This window comes from Ruegeria sp. AN6 (assembly GCF_056540425.1).
Genome location: NZ_JBQFWR010000001.1, coordinates 11,893 through 29,805, shown reverse-complemented (window position 1 = coordinate 29,805; position 17,913 = coordinate 11,893). Strand labels below are relative to the sequence as shown.

Genomic DNA, 17,913 nt, shown 5'->3' with positions numbered 1-17,913 from the left:
ACACGGTTAACTGCCGCCATAGCAGCGACAGGAGACCGGCCATGACCAACAAGATTACCCAAGCAGAGACCTTTGCCGCCCTGCATAAGAAGGGCGATCCGGTCATCCTTTACAATATCTGGGACCCCGGCAGCGCCGCCGCTGTGCGCGATGCAGGGGCTAAGGCACTCGCGACCGGCAGTGCTCCGGTCGCGATGGCACAGGGGTTTTCGGATGGGCAGAACATCCCCTTTGATGCGGCGCTGGACAACGCCCGCCGCATTGTTGAGGCGGTCGATATCCCGGTTACGATGGACCTTGAAGGCGCCTATGCCGAAGATACTTTTGGCATATCGGCCAATGTCAAACGCGCGCTGGAAACCGGCGTAGTCGGCTTCAACTTCGAAGACCAAATTGTTGGTACTAAAGAGCTTTATGACATTGAAACCCAAGCCGCGCGTGTCGCCGCCATGCGCGAATCTTGCGATGTTGCGGGTGTGCCTGCTTTCATCAACGCGCGCACCGATATTTTCCTCAAGGCCGCTCCGGAAACGCATGAACAGGCGATGCTGGATGATGCCATGGCCCGCGCCAAAGCCTATGCCGATGCTGGGGCTAGCGGCTTCTTTGCACCGGGACTGAAAGACGAAGCGATGATTGGCCAGCTTTGCGAAGCCACCGACCTGCCCGTCAACATCATCGCCCTGCCCGGCACGCCGGATACGCCAACGCTTGCAAAACTCGGCGTGGCGCGGATCAGCTATGGCCCGGTGCCTTATCGGCAAATGATCGCTTGGCTGCAGGACAAAGCCCGCGAGGCGCTGCAAACAGGCGGTTGATCCACTTTTAAGGGATTGCATTTTATGCGGTTCCTCCGCACCTTGCATCAGATACCAGCGGAGGAATTGCCGTGGCCAGAGGTTATTGGGTCGCCCATGTCGATGTAGACGACATCGAAACCTACAAATCGTATGTCGCTGCCAACGCGGCCCCTTTTGCCGAATATGGCGGCAAATTTCTGGTGCGTGGCGGTGAAAGAACCGAGGTCGAGGGCAAAGCCCGCGCCCGTACAGTCGTGATCGAGTTTCCCAGCTATGAACAGGCCCTGGCCTGTTATGAAAGTGCAGGATATCAGGCCGCCAAAGCCCTTCGCGATCCGGTTTCAACCGCTGATCTTGTGATTATTCAAGGCTATGAGGGCTAGCACCGCTTGGCGCGCCTCGAATTACGGAATATCTTGACCTCATGTTGAAAAAATTCTTCCAGGCCTTCCGGCCGCCGCAACATGACAAGTTGCCCGATCCTGATGCCGAACTGGCTTTGGGGGCGCTGCTGGTGCGCGTGGCGCAGGCCGATCGCGACTATAAGCTGGAAGAGATCAGCCTGATCGACCGCATCCTTGCGCGTCTCTACCAGCACAACGCGATCGAGGCCGCCAAGGTCCGCGCCACTTGTGAGAAGCTGCACGCAGCCGCCCCCGAAACCGACACGTTCGGCAAACTGATCCGCGAAACCACCAACCTGAACGAACGTCTGGCGGCTCTGGACGCGCTTTGGGAGGTGGTGCTGGCCGACGGCAATACGGATGAGGGCGAAGTCAAGATCGTCGAAGAAGCCCGCATTGCCATGGGTCTCAGCTTCAACGACAGTAAGGCCGCACGCGAACGGATACAAAGCCGCTTGGAAGCGACCTAAGCAGCCTCTATATATCTGACCATGTTCAGTGATTTCCTGTCCCGGCTCACGCAGCCGCAGCCCGACCCGCTTGTCGAAGATGACGCCCGTCTGGCCCTCACCTCCTTGTTGGTGCGCATTGCACGATCCGATAATGACTATGCCGATACCGAAATGGCCCGGATCGACCGCATCTCGGCTGAACGTTTTGGCCTGTCCCCGTTCGAAGCCGCCGCCCTGCGCGCCCGTGCTGAAGATCTTGAGGCAGAAGCCCCCGACACCGTCCGCTTTACCCGCGCCATCAAAGAGGCCATTGCCTATGATGATCGCCTAGCCGTGGTGCAGGCAATGTGGTCGGTTGCATTGGCAGATGGACACCGCAGCGGAGAAGAGGATTCGCTGCTGCGTCTCGTCGTAAGCCTATTGGGTGTCAGCGACGTGGATTCGGCACTGGCACGGCAAAAAGCAGCCAAGGCCTGAGCCAATTGCAGCACAGCCAAGCGAAAAGCCCAACTACGAAGCTGCTGGATAATTTTACCTGAGCTGAGAAATCTTGATGTCAGCTTCGAGTCCAATCTAGACATTGACGAGTGGCTACGCGCACTGTGAATCATGGCGCTGACGGAAGACCTGAAACAAATTCTAGAAACTGCTCTGCCAACCGATCCCAGCTTTCGTTGGATCGATAACGCCGTGATAGACAGCTGCCTTAGTGAAACCCGGCGATACGCCTCGGGGGGCTGCATCGAAGCCTTCTTGATGTCCGCGATGCGCCTATTGGCGCTCCCCCAAAATGGGCACACAAGGCTGATCCCGAATGATGCGATCTCGGTGCTGCCGCTGAGGTTCGTGAGCGTGGGGCGTTCAGTGCAAGTCATGGGGGCGGCACCAGGAGTAATTGCACCGCGAGGAAAATTGATCGCAATCAACGGTGCGGCTTTGAGCCAAATTGAAGCCACGGCAGAGAATTTTCTGGCGGGAACGTGCCAGAGGAAAAGGGTCATCGGTCCGATCCTTTTTGCGTGGCCGTACGCTTTGGCACATCTGGGTTTTTCGTCAAACGGCAAAGTGACCGAATATCATGTGCAGGACGAAAATGGGCAGATAGCGAATCTGAAATTGGCAAATGAACAGACGGTTCCCGGATCGATGCTCTACCCGAGAAACGAGCACGGCAAGGCTGATCCAGCTTGGGAACCCGAGATTTTTGTGGAAATACAGGACTGGCAAGAGCTTGGGCTATCAATAGTGTTACCAAGCTTCTTTGATCCGAACGAAAGTGCGCTACCCAAAGCCATCTCAGCCGCAGTGGAACATGTGCGCGCCGGCTCGACCAAAACACTTCTGATTGACGTTCGCGGAAATACTGGTGGCGACTTTCTTTTAACGATGCCCTTGATCGACGCGATCTCGGAAAGCGCAATCAAGCAGGTTGTTGTGCTTGTCGATAAATTCACGTTTTCCGCAGCGATAGTGTTTGTAGCCATCCTTAGACATCGATTGGGAAACAGGTTCAAACTCATTGGAGAAGAAATGGGTGACGGATTGATGTTCTTTGCCGAGGGCGGGTTGCTCGATTTGCCGGTTAGCGGAGCGGTCGTTCGATACTCATCAGCCTTTCACGACTGGAAGAATGGAACGTCTGACGAAACCACACCGCCCGATATCGCGCGGCAAATCGTACCCGCAGGAGCACTGAGTTTGGATTTGGAATGGGTCGCACGGCCTACTGGTGAGGATGGAAACGTCGCATTCTATCAACAAGTTCTCAAAAGCGTGAGCGATTAGACGAACGGCCGGTAAGTCCCGCAATGTCGGCATTGGATATCGTTCATATGATGGTGGTGTCGATAGCCTGAGAACCGTCACTGCAAATCTCATAAGCTTACCTGTCTGTTCGCCCTAACGGCACGCAAATCGCCCAACCAACTGACAATTCTGACAGCGTCATTGGCCAAATTGGCTATTTCTCAGCGTGAACTTGTTATTTGCGCATTGCATTAGCCCGATTTTTCAGCCCTATTACCGCACCAACACCAATCATATCTGGACAGCCCGTGACAGACGCCGCTCCCGTCATCGAGATCAAGAACCTTCACAAAAGCTTTGGCCAACTTGAGGTGCTCAAGGGCGTGGATATCACCGCGCATCGCGGCGACGTTGTCTCGCTGATCGGGTCTTCAGGCTCGGGGAAATCCACCCTATTACGCTGCTGCAACCTGTTGGAAGACAGCCAAGAAGGCGAGATTTTGTTCAAAGGCGAACCAGTCCGCTGGACCGGCAGCCACAATCACCGTCGTCCAGCCGACCCCAAACAGGTGCTACGCATCCGCACCAATCTGTCGATGGTGTTTCAGCAGTTTAATCTGTGGGCGCATATGACCATCCTGCAAAACGTGATGGAGGCCCCCGTCACCGTTCTGGGCCGAGATCGATCCGAGGTTGAGGACAGCGCTCGCAGGTATCTGGAAAAGGTCGGCATCGGCGACAAATGCGATGTTTATCCGGCACAGCTGTCGGGCGGACAGCAACAGCGCGCCGCCATAGCGCGGGGGCTGTGCATGGAACCGCAGGCGCTGCTGTTCGATGAACCGACCTCGGCGCTCGATCCCGAACTGGAACAGGAAGTGATCAAGGTGATCAAGGATCTGGCCGCGGAAGGTCGCACCATGATAATCGTGACCCACGACATGAAGATGGCTGCGGATATCTCGAGCCATGTCGTCTTCCTGCATCAGGGCCTGATCGAAGAAGAGGGCCTGCCAGAAGATCTATTCACCACCCCTGAATCCGAACGGCTTCAGGGCTTTCTCTCCGCCACTCAGGCGGCTTAATCAACGGACAGAACCAATAAGGGGAGTAAAAATGAAAAACCTGATTCTGACCACTGCAGCACTGGCGCTGACCGCCGGTATCGCCATGGCCGATACCGTGCGCATGGGCACCGAGGGCGCCTATGCGCCTTGGAACTTCATCAACGACGCGGGCGAGATCGACGGTTTCGAACGTGAACTGGGCGATGAGCTGTGCAAGCGCGCGAATCTGGAATGCGAATGGGTCAAGAACGACTGGGATTCGATCATTCCGAACCTGGTGTCGGGCAACTATGACGTGATCATCGCAGGTATGTCGATCACCGACGAGCGCGACGAAGTCATCGACTTCACCCAGAACTATACGCCACCGGATCCGTCTGCCTATGTTGCGCTGTCCGATGACGTTGACGTCGCTGGTGGCGTTGTCGCAGCTCAGACCGGAACCATTCAGGCAGGTTACATTGCTGAATCCGGTGCAACTCTGGTCGAATTCGCCAGCCCTGAAGAAACCATCGCAGCCGTCCGCAACGGCGAAGCCGATGCTGTGCTGGCTGACAAATCCTTCCTCGCACCGATCGTCGAAGAAGACGGTGAGCTGAAATTTGTTGCCGATGACGTACCGCTGGGCGGTGGCGTCGGCATGGGCATCCGTGAATCGGACGGTGAACTGAAAGAAAAGTTCAACGCAGCGATCCAATCCATGAAGGATGATGGCAGCCTGAACGAGCTGATCACCAAGTGGGAAGTGTCCTCGACCTTCTAATCTAATGATCCAAGTGGCGCGCCCTGAACGCTGGGCGCGTCGCTACAGCGCCCTTGCCAGTCTAAGAGGCCCGCCATTTTCTCGTACTGCTCCGATCCCGATACGCTGGGTACATTCCGTTGGTTCTCATGCTACCTGACCAACGGCGTCCACTGGTCGTTCTACGCCTCATTCCTCAAGGTGCTGGCCTTGCTGGCGGTCACCGCCCCGGTTGCATTGGGTTTTGGCTTTGTCGGAGCCATGGCAGCGCGCTCGCATATCCCGCCGGTTAGCTGGTTGGGCAAAGGGTATATCGCGATCGTACGCGGCGTGCCCGATATTGCTTTTTTCATGTTCTTCGTGATCGCTCTGGATCAAGGTTTTGAGTGGGTAAGACACAAGATTCTCTGCCCCGACTGGACCGATCCGATCCGTCAGGGCAACGATTTCCTGGTCTGCCAGGCCGCCAAACTGCCACTGGGCAGCGCCCCTGAATGGGTGCACGAAACCTACGGCTTTTTCCTCGCGGTCATCACATTTTCCATCGTGTTCGGCGCATTCGCCGCCAATGTCCTGTTCGGAGGCATGCGCGCCGTGCCGCATGCTCAGCTGGAAACGGCAGAAGCCTACGGCATGACCCGACGCCAGACATTCTGGAAAATCCTTGTTCCTCAAATGTGGGTCTATGCCCTGCCCGGTCTGTCCAACCTTTGGATGGTGTTGATCAAGGCGACCCCCCTGCTGTTCCTGCTGGGGGTCGAAGATATCGTCTATTGGGCCCGCGAATTGGGCGGCACAAAAACTTCGAAATTCACGCAGTACCCCCATGGCGATTGGCGCATGTGGTACTTCCTTGGATTGCTGATCTTCTACCTTGGCATGACGCGTTTCTCCGAACTCGGGCTTGAAAAACTGATGCGTCGCCTGTCCCACGGTCAGGCCACATCAGGCGGCGAGCTTCTGCGTAAGGAGACCACCGCATGAGCTGCATCCAGACCATACAGGATTATGGCCTCCGTTCGCTTGGCTTCGGTGAACGCCTTCTGCCCAAGACCGATTTCACATTGTGTGAGCAGTTCACCCTGATCGGCTCGGGCATGATCTGGAACGTCTATTTCGGTGCGATGGCGCTGGCGACCGGGTTCTTTCTGGCCACGGCACTGGCCGTTGGAAAAGCGTCCACCAACAAATGGCTGCGCAAACCGTCCGAGTGGTTCATCTTCCTGTTCCGTGGCTCGCCGCTCTTCATTCAGTTCTTCTTTGCGTATTTCTTCTTCCTGTCGCTGAAGAAAACTTACCCGATGTTCGACGCTCTGACCTCGGCTTGGCTGGGCGCCCTGATTGTGCTGTTCCTGAACACAGCCGCCTATTCGGGCGAGATCTTTTATGGCGCCCTACGCTCGATCCCCAAGGGAGACATCGAAGCGGCAGATGCCTACGGCATGTCGGGCTGGTCCCGGTTCCGCCGCATCGTCTGGCCCACCATGCTGCGGCTGGCATGGCCCGCCTATACGAACGAGGCGATCTTTCTGTTCCACGCAACTACGCTGGTCTTCTTCTCGGCCTTCCCGGCCTGGCAGCAAAGGGGCGATGCGCTGTACTACGCCAGCTATTTCGCGGACAAGACGTTCAACCCGTTCATCCCCTACCCGATTCTGGCATTCTATTTCATCCTGTTGACGCTGGTGATCGTTTGGGGGTTTGGCATGATCAACAAACGCCTGAACCGCCACCTGCCAGCCGAGCGAAAAGCAAAGATGCGGTTCCGCCTGAACCTTGCCCGCTAAGCCCAGTCCACTGGATTGAGTCGGAACAGTTTCGAAAGCTGCTCGTAGACTTCTGGCACCTCGTGCTTCAACGCACGGGGGCGCTCGAAGAATACTTCGACCGAGACCGCAAAGAACTCTTCATGCCCCGTCGCACCATAGGGGTCGATTACCGTACGCCGCCCGCTCTCAACAGCGTGGACATGCGCGTCATAGGCGGTCAGGAAAACCTTTTCCCATTCGGCAAAACTCTGCCCTTCGCTCAGGATCGGCACACCATTCGTACCTCCGGACAGATCATCAATCTGATGCGCAAATTCATGTAGCACCACATTCTGCCCATCGCGATCATCCAGCGCGCCCTGCCGGCTGTGTGCCCATGACAAAATGACCGGCCCGCGATCCCAGCTTTCTCCGGTTCGTACGATCTCTTTCTCCGAGACTACATAACCCGAGCGTCGCTGCTGCTTTGACTTGAACGCATTGGGATAGATCAGAATGGTCGTCAGATTGTCATACCAAAGATCGCTGTTGATCACGAGAAGACAGGCCTGCGCCGCAATCGACAGCTCCATCTCTTCGGTCACTTCCAGCCCGTCGCAGCCATAAAAGCTGACCTGATCCAGAAACAGATTCACTTTGCCATCCAGGTGGCTGCGCAATGAGGCGGGTAGCCGCCGGATGATGGGCACCTGTTGTTCGATGATGTCACCCTGATGCGAGGTCAGATGGGTCGCCAGCAGTGCCGCGCGGGCCTGCTTTTTGGACCAGAGGTAATAGCCGATCCCGCCTGCGACCAGTAACGCAATAGTAAGAAGGATGAACATACCCGAGACTATAGGGATCACCGCGCCAGGCACAATCAGGTGCCTGAATGTTGTACAACTCGGAAGAAAGCGGTTTTGATCCCTGTACAAGTTGGAAGATTTCCAGCTTCGGCCCTTATCGCAAAAAGCGTTGACTCATAATTTGATCAAATTTAGTGACAAGGCCCTAATCCTGATTTAAACCTCTCGTGACAAGACCACGGAGCCCCCAATGGACCTGAGCGCCCTGCACACATTTCGCGTCGCCGCCTGTGACCTGAACGGACAGATGCGCGGCAAACGCGTGCCGCCCTCCTATGCCACCAAGCTGGATAAGGGGGCTGTTCGAATGCCGTTCTCAGCGCTCAATGTCGATCTTTGGGGAGCCGATATTGATGGCAGCCCGCTGGTCTTCGAAAGCGGAGATGCCGATGGCGTCCTGCGTCCGACGGGGCGTGGCCCAGTGCCGGTGCCCTGGCTCGACACAGCCACGGCTCTGGTGCCCATGTGTCTCTATCACGATGATGGTACACCCTTTGCAGGCGATCCCCGGCACGCGCTATCTTCAGTACTGGACCGCTATGCAGAACGAGGCTGGTCGGTTGTTGCCGCCACTGAGCTGGAATTCACTCTGCTCGACGCTTCAGGCGACCAACCGCAAGCTCCTATCAACCCGGTCACCGGTCGCAGGCTGCAGGACGAGGCCGTTCTGTCGATGGCCGAGATGGATGCCTTTGATGCGTTTTTCACCGATCTCTATGATGGCTGCACCGCAATGGGCATCCCGGCCCAAACCGCCATTTCTGAGAGCGGGATTGGCCAATTTGAGATCAACCTGAATCATCAGGACGCCTTGCGCTGCGCCGATGATACGTGGCTTTTCAAAGGCTTGACGCGGGGTCTTGCACGGAAACACGGATTCACTGCGACCTTCATGGCCAAGCCTTACGCCGAGGATGCTGGCAACGGGATGCATGTGCACTTCTCGGTTATAGACGCTGATGGCCAAAATATCTTTGACGACGGGGGGCCCGAAGGCACCGAATTGCTGCGCTCAGCGGTTGCGGGATGTCTGGCCGCAATGCCCGGCTCAACCCTGATCTTCGCGCCGCACGGAAACTCTTACACACGGCTTGTACCCAACGCGCACGCCCCCACCGGGGCAAGCTGGGCCTATGAGAACCGCACAGCCGCCCTGCGCATTCCGGGCGGTGCCCCTGCCGCCCGACGGATCGAACATCGCGTCGCTGGGGGAGACATCAACCCCTATCTCATGCTGGCCGCCGTGTTAGGTGCCGCGCTGCTTGGTATCGAAGACGGCTTAGAGCCCCCTGCTCCGATATCCGGAAATGCTTATGAGGTTGCAGACCTTCCGCAGCTTGCTCCCGACTGGTCCTCGGCAATTTCCGCATTTGAGACAGACCCGTTGGTTGCGCGCATCTTCCCTGCTGACCTGATCCGCAACATGGCGATGACAAAACGTCAGGAAATCGCGCGCTTCGCAGAGCGGCCCCCAGAAAGCCACTGGCTTAGCTATCTTGAGAGCGTATGAGCCTCTTGCCCGCCTCGTTCTGCTCCGCTAGAATAAATTTGATCAAATTTGGTGAACTATGAAAATCGGCATCCTTGTAACCGGCCACCCACCCGACGAATTGTATGATCAATTCGGGGAATATGATGGAATGTTTCGTGCATTGCTGGGCGGCAACGGCTTCGAATTCCAGACATACGCAGTCGTCGATGGCGAGTTTCCTGAGGACGCACATCAGGCGGATGGATGGGTCATCACGGGCTCACGCCATGGTGCTTACGAAGATCACCCGTGGATACCACCACTCGAGCAATTGATCCGGGACATTCAGAAAACCGGAAACCCGCTGATCGGTGTCTGCTTTGGTCACCAGATCATCGCGCAAGCCCTTGGTGGAAAAGTGGAAAAGTTCAAAGATGGTTGGGCCATTGGACGCACCGATTATCGTTTTGGCGATCAAACCGTCACCCTGAACGCATGGCATCAGGATCAGGTGACCCAACTGCCCGAAGGTGCTGTGGTCACTGGCACGAATGACTTTTGCCAAAACGCCATGGTCACTTATGGCGATACGATCTGGACCGTGCAGGCCCATCCTGAATATGGAAATGACTTCATTCAGGGCTTGATGGAGACCCGAGGCAAAGGCGTGGTTCCTGATGCGTTGATGCAGGAGGCCGCGAACCGGCATGATGCCCCGGATGACAATGCCAAAATCGGTCGCCACATGGCAGAATTCCTAAAGAAAGCGAGGGCCTGATGGCCGACTGGACAGATCAGCTGCCTGAAGCGGCGCGCACCTATTTCGAAGGCAAACGGCTGGATGAGGTTGAATGCATCATCTCTGACCTGCCCGGCATCGCCCGCGGCAAGGCGGTCCCGGCGTCGAAATTCGCAAAGCAATCCTATTTTCACCTACCCGACAGTATTTTCTACCAAACTATTACTGGGGATTGGGGCGAAGCCGCAGGTGAAGATGGTTTCATTGAACGCGACATGATCCTGAAGCCTGATTTCTCAACTGCGTCGGCTGCACCCTGGACGGGTGACTGGACGTTGCAGGTGATTCACGACGCGTTCGACCGGGATGGGGAACCGATCCCCTTCAGCCCGCGCAATGTGCTTAAACGCGTTGTGAAGATGTACCATGACAAGGGTTGGAAGCCGGTTGTCGCCCCTGAGATGGAATTTTTCCTTGTCGCGCCGAATGTAGACCCTGCGCAAGGGATCAAGCCGATGATGGGCCGCTCGGGCCGTCCGGCGGCGGCGCGGCAGGCCTATTCGATGACGGCGGTCGATGAATTCGGGCCGGTGATCGACGACATCTACGACTTTGCCGAGTTTCAGGGGTTTGAAATCGACGGGATCACGCAAGAAGGCGGGGCCGGTCAATTAGAGATCAATCTGCGTCATGGCGATCCTGTAAAACTGGCCGATGAGGTATTCTACTTCAAACGTCTGATCCGCGAAGCCGCGCTGCGTCACAACTGCTTTGCGACGTTCATGGCGAAACCGATCGAAGATGAGCCGGGCTCGGCCATGCACATCCATCACTCGATTATCGACATGGAATCGGGTCAAAATATTTTCTCGGGCCCTCAGGGCGGAGAAACGGACGCCTTCTACAACTTCATCGCCGGCTTGCAAAACCACCTGCCCGCAGGGCTTGCGGTGATGGCGCCGTATGTGAATTCTTATCGCCGCTACGTCAAAGACCACGCGGCTCCGATCAATCTGGAGTGGGCGCGCGACAACCGCACAACCGGCATTCGCGTACCTCTGTCCGGCCCCGAGGCGCGACGGGTCGAGAATCGCATCGCAGGCATGGACTGCAACCCTTATCTGGGCATCGCATTGTCACTGGCCTGCGGCTATTTGGGGCTGACTCAGCAAGAACGCCCACGCCGCCAATTCTACGGTGACGCCTATGAAGGCGACGGCGATATCCCTCAGATCATGGGTGAAGCCCTGGACTTGTTTGATGAAGCCACCGCCCTGCACGAAGTTCTGGGTCCTGAATTCGCCCGCGTCTACGGCATCGTCAAGCGTGCTGAGTACGAAGAGTTCTTGCAGGTCATTTCCCCATGGGAACGCGAGCATCTGCTGATGAACGTCTAAGGCAACGACGCGATGAACCTGCTGTATTCCAATGATCGCAAGGCGGAGTACCCGCCGAGCTGGTACGCCGCGACTGCGCATCCATTCGACCGCTATCCGGCACTTGTAGGCGACCACACCGCGGACGTCTGCATTGTCGGGGGCGGATATACCGGCCTTTCGGCCGCTTTGCATTTAGCTGAGGCCGGGTTCGATGTTGTCCTGCTCGAAGCTCACCGCGCGGGCTTTGGCGCTTCGGGTCGCAACGGAGGCCAACTGGGCAGCGCACAGCGGATGGACCAGGAGGATCTTGAGCGGCTCGTTGGCGATGACGACGCCTTAAAGCTTTGGGATCTGGCCGAAGATGCAAAGGATCTGGTCAAATCACTGATCTCAAAGCATCAGATCGACTGCGATCTGAAGCCAGGAATTGCGGTTCTTGGCTTCAACGACTCGGAGCGCGCTGAGCTACATGATCACGCGGCGCATCTGTCGGGCAGATACAAATACGACCAAATCGACGCCCTGGATGCCGATGCTGCGCGCGGGCTTTGTCCCTCACCTGCCTATGCGGGTGGGTATCTGGACAATGGTGCGGCGCATTTGCATCCGTTGAACTATGCGCTTGGCCTTGCGCGCGCCGCGGTCGGAGCGGGGTTACGACTGCATGAAGACACCGAGGTTCTTGGCATCGATCAGGGCGCTCGCGTGACTGTGCGCACGGAAAAAGGCAAGATCACCGCAGATCAGGTTATTCTGGCCTGCAACGGATATCTCGGCGATCTGAACCGACAAGTTGCATCGCGCGTGATGCCCATCAACAATTTTATCGCGGCAACCGAACCACTGGGCGCTGAGACGCAAAAGGTATTGGCCAAGGATATCGCCGTTGCTGACACGAAATTCGTGGTGAACTACTTCCGGTTAAGCGCAGATGGAAGGCTACTGTTTGGGGGTGGCGAAAGCTATGGTTATCGTTTCCCCGAGGACATCGCCGCCAAGGTGCGCAAACCGATGACCGAGATTTACCCGCATCTGCGAGACGTCAAGATTGACTATGCTTGGGGTGGAACCCTCGGTATCACCATGCGGCGTATGCCCTACCTCGCCCGGATCGCACCGAATATTCTGTCCGCCTCGGGTTATTCCGGTCACGGCGTTGGCACTGCGACCCATGCGGGGCAACTAATGGCACTGGCTATTCAGGGACAGGCTGAGGGATTCGATACCATGGCCCGCGTTCCTGCGCTGCCATTCCCTGGTGGACCCGCATTGCGAACGCCCCTGTTGATCTTGGCGATGACTTGGTACGCGATGCGCGACAGGCTGGGTATCTGAACACATTCCATACGACGAATTGGTGAAATCTCGCTGACGATGCGAATTGGGACTTGGCTTGTCTGTGCATCGAATTTATATTTCCCAAAGATAAAATTCGGGAAATCCAAATATGACGCTTGTACCCAACGTTCATGAAGCCGAACCTATCCCCGCAGCCGCAAGAGACGCCATTGACGCCCTGATGAAGTCAGGCGATCTGTTCCGCTATACCGCACCGCAGGATGCGCCTGTCGCCCTGCTGGAAACAGAGTTCGCAGAACTACTCGGCACGAAATACGCGCTCGCTGTTTCGTCCTGTTCCGCAGCGCTATTTCTGTCGCTCAAAGCGTTGGGCTTACCCCGCGATGCGCGGGTTCTGATTCCCGGATTTACCTTTGCGGCCGTGCCGTCTTCAATCGTGCACGCGGATTGCATTCCGGTTCTGTGCGAAGTCGGCGACAATTATCGCGTCGATATGGCCGACTTCGCCGCCAAGCTCGACAGCGTGCAGGCGGTGATCATTAGCCACATGCGCGGTCATACTTCGGATATGGACGCCATCATGGAGCTGTGTGACGCACGCGATATCCCGGTGATCGAAGATGCAGCCCACTCATTGGGTACCACATGGCATGGGCGCAGTATTGGCACCATCGGCAAGGTCGGCTGCTTCTCGTTCCAATCCTACAAGATGATCAACGCCGGTGAAGGTGGCATTCTGGTCAGCGATGATGCTGATCTGGTTGCTCAGGCGGTCATCATGTCGGGTGCGTACGAGCATAACTGGAAAAAGCACTCAGGTTCGCCCGAGCTGGAACAGGCCTTTGCCCGCTGGCAGAACCGGTTGCCACTGTACAATCTGCGCATGAGCAACCTCAGCGCCGCAGTGATCCGTCCTCAGCTTCCCGAACTGGCGCGCCGCGTGCGGGACGGCCTGGCGAACCATGACTACGTGGCCGATCGCCTGAACACCTCACCCTATATCAATGTCCCTGCCCCGCTTGCACCCGAGCAGCGCGCACCGGATTCAATCCAGTTCAATCTAGTTGACCTTAACGACGAAGAAATTCGCGCCTTCGCCGCTGCTTCCGAAGCGCGTGGCGTCAAAGTGCAGGTGTTTGGCATGAGTCAGGACAATGCCCGCGCCTTCTGGAACTGGCAATTCCTGCCCGAGCAGTTTGATCTGCCGCAGACCCGCGCGATGTTGATGAAGGCCTGTGATGTGCGCCTGCCTGTGCGCCTGACACGCGAAGAGCTGGACGTCATTGCCGACATCCTACTGGCCTCGATTGGTGAAGTTGTTGGTCCGATGCCGGTTTATGGAACCTAACTCTAACGCCTGCCCAGATCAAACTCCTGTATTGACAGAAACAATGCATCAATCCCATCGGGGGTTGGTGCAATACGCGATAGTATTCCTGCAACGGCGAGGCCCGCATCGGTTTGCACGAGGAACGGTGCACCAGAATCTCCCATCATGACCGGGCAAATCCCATGGAAAAGCCCATCACCTGACGGGTTTGGGGCACATGAGCCCGTTTGACTCAGCACATGCGGGCGCAATCCGGGATACCCTACGACCGAACCGCCCCTCTCAGCTGTCTGGGAAATTGGGAAAAAGCCCAACTGAGCTCCAATCGGTTGGTCCAGCTCCAATACGGCCCAATCCAAATCAGCGCGATTGTTGAAACGACCTCCAACACCCTGCTCTGCATCAAGTCGGTAGGCAGCGACGGATGAAACAGCAATGGCCTTACCGCGTTGATAACCCGATGCAAAGCGGATGCTGCCAGGAGGGATCCAGCGCTGACGGGCAGTGTTGAACAGACAATGCGCTGCGGTCAGAACCAAATGTTCAGCGACAAGAACACCCGTGCAGTGCGAGCGTTGGCTACGACTGGCAAAATTGACGCGCCCTATCGCGCGCCAAGGTTCAGTCGAAGCGTCCAGAATTTCGCGCGCGCGGATATCATCGCAGCCCGCAGCGGAATCCTGTCCTAATGTGCAGACAGGTTCCCAGATCGACGTGAACTGCCCTTGTGCTGCAGTCTGGAATGCCCAAAGCAACGCGCACAGCACAAACAGCCAGCGCATCGGTAAAATCAGCTCAGCTTTGAAAGCTTCTGCTGCAAATCGGCAAGCTGCTTCTTGATGTCGTCCAGATCTTCTTTCGGCTCGGACGGTGCCTCAGCCTCTTGTTCGGGGCTGGACCAATTACCAGCCAGCCCCCCGGTCATGGCCTTCAGGAAAGCCTTTTGCTGCGCCTGCATCGCGTCGAAACCCGGCATCTGTGACATCGGGTTCATCGCATTCATGTTTTCCATCATCTTGGACTGGCTTTCGCGCAGCATCTCGAACGAGCTCTGCAAGAATTGTGGCATCATACCCCCGCCCGGCACCATGTAGCTACGGACCAGATCATTCAGGACGTTAACCGGCAGTACATTCTCGCCACGGCTTTCATGTTCAGCAATGATTTGCAGCAGATATTGCCGGGTCAGGTCATCGCCGGTTTTCAGGTCAATAATCTGCACTTCGCGCCCGTCGCGGATGAAGCCCGCGATATCTTCAAGCGTCACATAATCGCTGGTCTCAGTGTTATACAGCCGACGGCTGGCATAACGCTTGATCAGCAGAGGTTTTTCTTGTTCCGACACCCTGTACCCTCCCCAAGGATGATGCGTTGCAGCAGAGGTTATGCGACTGCAGAACAAAAAGAAAGGGCAGGTCAAGCGACCTGCCCGCAGCGATTGCACCATTTGGGAGGAATGGGTGCTAAGTCGCAGTCTTATCTTACTTTGCAGTTGCTGCTTTCTTTGCTGCAGCAGTCACCTCGTTGGTGGCTTTTTTGACAGCTGCGGTTGCATCTTCTGCAGCGTCTTTGCCAGCCGCCATCAGCAGCTCAACGGTTTCGGTCTGAACTTTTTTCGCAATCTCAGCGAAAGCAGCCAGGTTTTCAGCAGCAACTTCAGCCGACGCGCTTGCGAAGTCGGTTGCGGCTTTTGCGTAATCTGCAGGCTCGGTTTTTGCTTTCGACATCTCGGTCAGTTTGGCCAGAGTTTCTTTGGTCCATTTGTTCGAGATTTCAGCCGATTTTTCAGCTGCGTCCAGAGCAACACCCGACAGCTTTTCGTTCAGCGAAGCGGTCGATTTGAATGCGTCTTCCAGAGCGGTTGTGTCAACCGGGAACGCGCCCATCATGTCTTTCAGGGTCGCGGTAAAGTCTTGGGTCTTTGCCATTGTCCTAAATCCTTCTAGCCGTTCCGGGCCCACCCCGGTTCTCATCAGCTTGAAGGCAATATGATTGCTGCATCGCAGCATTGCAAGTTTTTTCTTGCTGCGATGCAGCAATTTTTGAGTTTCATAATGATATCAGCGGTTTGCCTTGACCAAAACATAGGTCCCCGGAGCTGGACAAAGGCGGGGATGGTTCGAATCGCCGGTATCGCGTGCAGGAACCTGCTTACCTGACCGCTTCTTCAACCACGCTTCCCACATCGGCCACCACGAACCTTCATGGAAATCAGCCTCCTTCAGCCAAGTCTCAGCATCCGCTTTAAGATCAGGGTTGGTATAGTGGCCGTATTTCTTCTTACTGGGCGGATTGACGATGCCTGCGATATGACCGGATTCAGACACGACAAAGGATTTTGATTTCGAACCCATCTGCTGCACACCGCGATAGCAGTCTTTCCAGGCCGCGATATGGTCTGTTTCACAGGTAATCGCCATCAGAGGCACATCCACATCTTTGATATGCAGTTTATGCCCCAGCAATTCGAACCCATCCGTCACCAAACCGTTGCCCTGACATAAACCGCGCAGATACTGGATCGCCATCTTACCTGGCAGATTGGCCCCATCCCCGTTCCAGTAAAGCAGATCGAAGGCGGGCGGCGTCTCTCCCATCATGTAGCTGCGGATCGCCGGTGTGTAGATCAGATCCCGTGAACGCAGGAAAGACATCGTCCGGCCAATGATCCAGGCCTTCAGCACCCCGTCTTTTGAAACCTGATCTTCGATCCCATCTACGAAATCGTTTTGCAGGAACGGCGTAAATTCACCCTGCTCTCCAAAGTCCGTCAAGGTTGTGAAGAAGGTAGCCGATTTGACAGATTTGTCGCCACGCTGCTTCATCAGCGAAAGGGTTAGGCTGAGTGTCGTTCCAGCAATGCAATACCCAACTGCATTGACCTGCTTGACCTTGCAGATTTTCTTCACCTCTTCGATGGCAGTCAGGAACCCTTCCTGAATATAGTCCTCCATCCCGATATCGGCGTGCGAGCTATCGGCATTCACCCAGCTGACCACAAACAGGGTATAGCCCTGCTCGGTCACCCATTTGATCAGGCTGTTCTGGGCCTTCAGGTCGAGGATATAGAACTTGTTGATCCAGGGCGGGAACAGCACGATCGGGGTTTCATGCACCGTCTCGGTCACCGGTTTATATTGGATCAGTTCCATCATCCGGTTGCGGTAAACGACGTCTCCGGGCGTTGTCGCGATATTGCCACCGATCTCAAAGGCGCTTTCGTCGGCGAGCCGAACAACCATCTCGCCGTCATTGGCCTCAAGATCGGATACGAGGTTTTCAAGCCCTTGTATTAATGATTGACCTTCAGTCTCGACGGCTTTCTCCAGGGCATCGGGGTTGGTGGCCAGAAAATTGGTCGGTGCCATCATATCGATGATCTGTTGCGAGAAATAACGCAGGCGCTGTTTGTCTTTGGTGTCTAGGTCATCAACAGATGCGACAGCCTGAGCGATCGCATCAGCATTGGTCTGGTATTGCTGGCGGATCAAGCGGAAATAGGGGTTGGTGTCCCACATCGGGTTGGAAAACCGCTTATCTTTGACTGGGGCGTCCGGCTCTTCGCTTTCGCCAGAAGTCATCGCTTTCTGCGCTTCGGCAAAGTTGAGTACTGACTTTCCCCAATACTCGATCTGTTGTTCCAGCAGCTTTGAAGGGTTTTGCATAACATCAGCCCAATAGGCTGTTGCTGCTTTTGCAAAAAGCTCTTGATTCGGGCCGTCTAACGCAGGGGTATGCGGCGTTTTTCCCGCCATGACTTCGACGAGGCGTTTGGACAATTCTTCGACTTTGCCCATATTTTCTTTAAGTCGTTCAATATGTTCTTCAGTCAATTCTGGCGTCTGGTCGTCGGTAGTTGTCATTTTAACA

General features: G+C 56.0%; 19 protein-coding genes. 14 read left to right on the top strand and 5 right to left on the bottom strand.

Annotated features, from left to right (window positions below):
* The first annotated feature begins 41 nt into the window (after positions 1–41).
* The 9 genes from ACR0MQ_RS00170 (at position 42) to ACR0MQ_RS00130 (ending at position 6,998) form a co-directional block, all read left to right on the top strand.
* On the top strand, positions 42–818 hold the full coding sequence (locus ACR0MQ_RS00170; RefSeq protein WP_170770324.1) for an isocitrate lyase/PEP mutase family protein: 777 nt from the start codon (positions 42–44) through the stop codon (positions 816–818).
* A 71-nt stretch (positions 819–889) separates the two neighbouring features.
* Complete coding sequence (locus ACR0MQ_RS00165) at positions 890–1,183, top strand: DUF1330 domain-containing protein (protein WP_170469182.1); 294 nt, start codon at positions 890–892, stop codon at positions 1,181–1,183.
* Between the two features lie 41 nt (positions 1,184–1,224).
* Complete coding sequence (locus tag ACR0MQ_RS00160; RefSeq protein WP_170469179.1) at positions 1,225–1,674, top strand: tellurite resistance TerB family protein; 450 nt, start codon at positions 1,225–1,227, stop codon at positions 1,672–1,674.
* A gap of 21 nt (positions 1,675–1,695) precedes the next feature.
* Entirely contained in the window at positions 1,696–2,133 is a 438-nt protein-coding gene (locus ACR0MQ_RS00155) for a tellurite resistance TerB family protein (RefSeq protein WP_170770322.1), read from the top strand.
* A gap of 132 nt (positions 2,134–2,265) precedes the next feature.
* Positions 2,266–3,441 (top strand): S41 family peptidase, encoded by a 1,176-nt coding sequence (locus tag ACR0MQ_RS00150; RefSeq protein WP_170770320.1) that lies wholly within the window; start codon positions 2,266–2,268, stop codon positions 3,439–3,441.
* Positions 3,442–3,710: 269 nt separating this feature from the next.
* A complete protein-coding gene (locus ACR0MQ_RS00145) occupies positions 3,711–4,487 on the top strand; it encodes an ABC transporter ATP-binding protein (RefSeq protein WP_010439167.1) in 777 nt (258 codons plus the stop codon).
* Between the two features lie 31 nt (positions 4,488–4,518).
* A complete protein-coding gene (locus tag ACR0MQ_RS00140) occupies positions 4,519–5,232 on the top strand; it encodes a transporter substrate-binding domain-containing protein (protein ID WP_010439165.1) in 714 nt (237 codons plus the stop codon).
* Positions 5,233–5,307: 75 nt separating this feature from the next.
* On the top strand, positions 5,308–6,195 hold the full coding sequence (locus tag ACR0MQ_RS00135; protein ID WP_029621742.1) for an ABC transporter permease: 888 nt from the start codon (positions 5,308–5,310) through the stop codon (positions 6,193–6,195).
* Positions 6,192–6,998 carry an ABC transporter permease gene (locus tag ACR0MQ_RS00130; RefSeq protein WP_010439160.1) on the top strand — a complete coding sequence of 269 codons (807 nt, stop codon included), beginning with the start codon at positions 6,192–6,194 and terminating at the stop codon, positions 6,996–6,998. Before ACR0MQ_RS00135 ends, ACR0MQ_RS00130 begins: the two co-directional genes overlap by 4 nt.
* Here ACR0MQ_RS00130 and ACR0MQ_RS00125 read toward each other — a convergent pair.
* Entirely contained in the window at positions 6,995–7,804 is an 810-nt protein-coding gene (locus tag ACR0MQ_RS00125) for a M90 family metallopeptidase (RefSeq protein WP_480603658.1), read from the bottom strand. The two genes, ACR0MQ_RS00130 and ACR0MQ_RS00125, sit on opposite strands and share 4 nt — an antisense overlap.
* A 211-nt stretch (positions 7,805–8,015) precedes the next feature.
* On the opposite strand from ACR0MQ_RS00125, the gene ACR0MQ_RS00120 reads away from it, so the two are divergent.
* From ACR0MQ_RS00120 to ACR0MQ_RS00100, 5 genes are all read left to right on the top strand, one after another.
* Entirely contained in the window at positions 8,016–9,335 is a 1,320-nt protein-coding gene (locus tag ACR0MQ_RS00120; protein WP_480603655.1) for a glutamine synthetase family protein, read from the top strand.
* A gap of 58 nt (positions 9,336–9,393) precedes the next feature.
* Positions 9,394–10,074 (top strand): type 1 glutamine amidotransferase, encoded by a 681-nt coding sequence (locus tag ACR0MQ_RS00115; protein ID WP_170770315.1) that lies wholly within the window; start codon positions 9,394–9,396, stop codon positions 10,072–10,074.
* Complete coding sequence (locus ACR0MQ_RS00110; protein WP_010439152.1) at positions 10,074–11,432, top strand: glutamine synthetase family protein; 1,359 nt, start codon at positions 10,074–10,076, stop codon at positions 11,430–11,432. The genes ACR0MQ_RS00115 and ACR0MQ_RS00110 overlap by 1 nt, the downstream gene beginning before the upstream one ends.
* A gap of 12 nt (positions 11,433–11,444) precedes the next feature.
* Positions 11,445–12,749 (top strand): NAD(P)/FAD-dependent oxidoreductase, encoded by a 1,305-nt coding sequence (locus ACR0MQ_RS00105; RefSeq protein WP_170469160.1) that lies wholly within the window; start codon positions 11,445–11,447, stop codon positions 12,747–12,749.
* Between the two features lie 112 nt (positions 12,750–12,861).
* Entirely contained in the window at positions 12,862–14,061 is a 1,200-nt protein-coding gene (locus tag ACR0MQ_RS00100) for a DegT/DnrJ/EryC1/StrS family aminotransferase (RefSeq protein WP_480603651.1), read from the top strand.
* Positions 14,062–14,063: 2 nt separating this feature from the next.
* Here the strand turns inward: ACR0MQ_RS00100 and ACR0MQ_RS00095 are convergent, their stop codons facing one another.
* The 4 genes from ACR0MQ_RS00095 to ACR0MQ_RS00080 form a co-directional block, all read right to left on the bottom strand.
* On the bottom strand, positions 14,064–14,825 hold the full coding sequence (locus ACR0MQ_RS00095) for a trypsin-like serine protease (RefSeq protein WP_170770311.1): 762 nt from the start codon (positions 14,823–14,825) through the stop codon (positions 14,064–14,066).
* A gap of 8 nt (positions 14,826–14,833) precedes the next feature.
* On the bottom strand, positions 14,834–15,388 hold the full coding sequence (phaR, locus tag ACR0MQ_RS00090) for a polyhydroxyalkanoate synthesis repressor PhaR (protein ID WP_170538939.1): 555 nt from the start codon (positions 15,386–15,388) through the stop codon (positions 14,834–14,836).
* A gap of 136 nt (positions 15,389–15,524) precedes the next feature.
* Positions 15,525–15,971: a phasin family protein gene (locus ACR0MQ_RS00085; RefSeq protein ID WP_029621740.1), complete on the bottom strand. Its 447-nt coding sequence runs from the start codon at positions 15,969–15,971 to the stop codon at positions 15,525–15,527.
* Between the two features lie 132 nt (positions 15,972–16,103).
* Positions 16,104–17,906 (bottom strand): class I poly(R)-hydroxyalkanoic acid synthase, encoded by a 1,803-nt coding sequence (locus tag ACR0MQ_RS00080; protein ID WP_170770309.1) that lies wholly within the window; start codon positions 17,904–17,906, stop codon positions 16,104–16,106.
* Positions 17,907–17,913 lie beyond the last annotated feature (7 nt).

Coding starts and splice junctions, on each gene's coding strand:
- ACR0MQ_RS00170 (WP_170770324.1), top strand. CDS start 42: ATGACCAACAAGATTACCCAAGCAGAGACCTTTGCCGCCCTGCATAAG.
- ACR0MQ_RS00160 (WP_170469179.1), top strand. CDS start 1,225: ATGTTGAAAAAATTCTTCCAGGCCTTCCGGCCGCCGCAACATGACAAG.
- ACR0MQ_RS00155 (WP_170770322.1), top strand. CDS start 1,696: ATGTTCAGTGATTTCCTGTCCCGGCTCACGCAGCCGCAGCCCGACCCG.
- ACR0MQ_RS00150 (WP_170770320.1), top strand. CDS start 2,266: ATGGCGCTGACGGAAGACCTGAAACAAATTCTAGAAACTGCTCTGCCA.
- ACR0MQ_RS00140 (WP_010439165.1), top strand. CDS start 4,519: ATGAAAAACCTGATTCTGACCACTGCAGCACTGGCGCTGACCGCCGGT.
- ACR0MQ_RS00130 (WP_010439160.1), top strand. CDS start 6,192: ATGAGCTGCATCCAGACCATACAGGATTATGGCCTCCGTTCGCTTGGC.
- ACR0MQ_RS00125 (WP_480603658.1), bottom strand. CDS start 7,804: ATGTTCATCCTTCTTACTATTGCGTTACTGGTCGCAGGCGGGATCGGC.
- ACR0MQ_RS00120 (WP_480603655.1), top strand. CDS start 8,016: ATGGACCTGAGCGCCCTGCACACATTTCGCGTCGCCGCCTGTGACCTG.
- ACR0MQ_RS00115 (WP_170770315.1), top strand. CDS start 9,394: ATGAAAATCGGCATCCTTGTAACCGGCCACCCACCCGACGAATTGTAT.
- ACR0MQ_RS00110 (WP_010439152.1), top strand. CDS start 10,074: ATGGCCGACTGGACAGATCAGCTGCCTGAAGCGGCGCGCACCTATTTC.
- ACR0MQ_RS00105 (WP_170469160.1), top strand. CDS start 11,445: ATGAACCTGCTGTATTCCAATGATCGCAAGGCGGAGTACCCGCCGAGC.
- ACR0MQ_RS00100 (WP_480603651.1), top strand. CDS start 12,862: ATGACGCTTGTACCCAACGTTCATGAAGCCGAACCTATCCCCGCAGCC.
- ACR0MQ_RS00095 (WP_170770311.1), bottom strand. CDS start 14,825: ATGCGCTGGCTGTTTGTGCTGTGCGCGTTGCTTTGGGCATTCCAGACT.
- ACR0MQ_RS00085 (WP_029621740.1), bottom strand. CDS start 15,971: ATGGCAAAGACCCAAGACTTTACCGCGACCCTGAAAGACATGATGGGC.
- ACR0MQ_RS00080 (WP_170770309.1), bottom strand. CDS start 17,906: ATGACAACTACCGACGACCAGACGCCAGAATTGACTGAAGAACATATT.